This window comes from Dietzia sp. DQ11-44, from assembly GCF_014145205.1.
GTDB lineage: Bacteria > Actinomycetota > Actinomycetes > Mycobacteriales > Mycobacteriaceae > Dietzia > Dietzia natronolimnaea.
In genome coordinates this window covers 1-1444 of record NZ_JAALEC010000629.1, presented here as the reverse complement: position 1 = coordinate 1444, position 1444 = coordinate 1, and the positions used below count along the sequence as shown (strand labels likewise).

General features: G+C 71.6%; 1 protein-coding gene and 2 pseudogenes. All 3 read right to left on the bottom strand.

Features of this window, described 5'->3' with window-relative positions:
* Positions 1-227, bottom strand: a pseudogene (locus tag G6018_RS14540) (hypothetical protein); the annotation flags it as partial.
* Between the two features lie 47 nt (positions 228-274).
* The gene (locus G6018_RS14535) at positions 275-1105 is read right to left on the bottom strand and encodes a sulfurtransferase (RefSeq protein WP_182640001.1); all 831 of its coding nucleotides are present in this window, start codon (positions 1103-1105) and stop codon (positions 275-277) included.
* Between the two features lie 10 nt (positions 1106-1115).
* Positions 1116-1444, bottom strand: a pseudogene (locus G6018_RS14530) (DUF2993 domain-containing protein); the annotation flags it as partial.

Sequence of the window (1444 nt, the reverse complement as noted above, 5' to 3'; positions counted from 1 at the left end):
GCGAAGGGCACCCGGAACGCGGCCGCGGGCAGCGTGAGCGCGGTGAGGTACATCCGCACCGCCGCCTCGCGCTCCGCGGGGGAGTACGGGCCGGGGTGGTCCGGGACCTGGGGGACCGCGCCCCGTCGCTGGTCGACGCCGACGATGACGGCGGAGGCCACGGAGGCGCCGACGGCGACGACGGAGGCGCGTGCGGCCAGTCCGAACGCTCGGGAGAGAAGTGACATGCCCAGAGATTAGCGAGTCGATCGCCCGAGCGGGGAGAGGAGGATCCTCACCGCTCGACCGGGACACCGATCAGTGAGCCGTACTCCACCCAGCTGCCGTCGTAGTTGACCACGTCGGGCTGGTCGAGGAGCTCGTGCAGGACGAACCACGTGTGGCTGGAGCGCTCACCGATCCGGCAGTAGGTCACCACGCGGCGACCGGGTTCGTCGAGGAAGTCCGCGTAGATCTCGCGGAGGTCGGCGTCGGTGCGGAAGGTGCCGTCGCGGGTCACGGCGCGGTTCCAGGGGATGCTCACGGCGCCCGGGATGTGTCCGCGTTGACGCCCGCCCTCCTGGGGTAACCCGGCCGGCGCCGCGAGCCTGCCGGTGTACTCGTCGACCGAGCGGACGTCCACGAGCGCGTCGTTACCCAGCCCCGCCAGGACGTCGTCGCGGAACGCGCGGATCGACAGATCCTGCGGGTCGGCCACGTAAGCGGTCACCGGACGCCGGGGTACATCGGTGTCGAGAGGTAGTCCGTCGCGCTCCCACCGCATGCGACCCCCGTCGAGCAGCCGCACGTCGGCGTGGCCGTAGAGGCGCAGATACCAGTAGGCGTAGGCGGCGAACCAGTTGTGGTTGCCGCCGTACACCACGACCGTGTGATCGCGGGTGATCCCGCGTTCGGACATGAGTTCGCCGAACCTCTCGCGGCCCACGAGGTCCCGCGTGTACTCCTCCTGCAACTCCGTGCGCCAGTTCAGCGCGACGGCCCCGGGGATGTGGCCGTCGGTGTGATACGCCGACACGTCCTCGTCGACCTCGAGGAAGACCACCGAGTCATCGTCGAGGCGCGATTCGGCCCAGCGGGTGCTGACCAGTACGTCGTCGCGACTCATATCGGGGAGTCTAGTGGTCCGGTCGGGCCAGGTCGCCGAGCGGCGTAGCGCCCGGGCCGGCCGTACCGCCGGCGGTGATCGTCCCGCCCCGCACGGTGAGGGTCTCCACCGCGATCCCGAGGGGGAGGACGTCCGGGGAGAGGGTCAGCGCGGTCCGTCGCAACGCGAGGTCGGGGTCCTGGTCGGGGAGTCCGGAGGGTCCCGTCGCGGGCTCGACCGGGACGAGGTGCGCACCGGACTCGTCGACGACCAGGTCGACGATCGCCGACACGCGGGTGTCGGTCCCCGCCAGGGTCCCGGTGACGCGGGCCCGGTGCTCGACCCCCCCGGCGAGGCTCA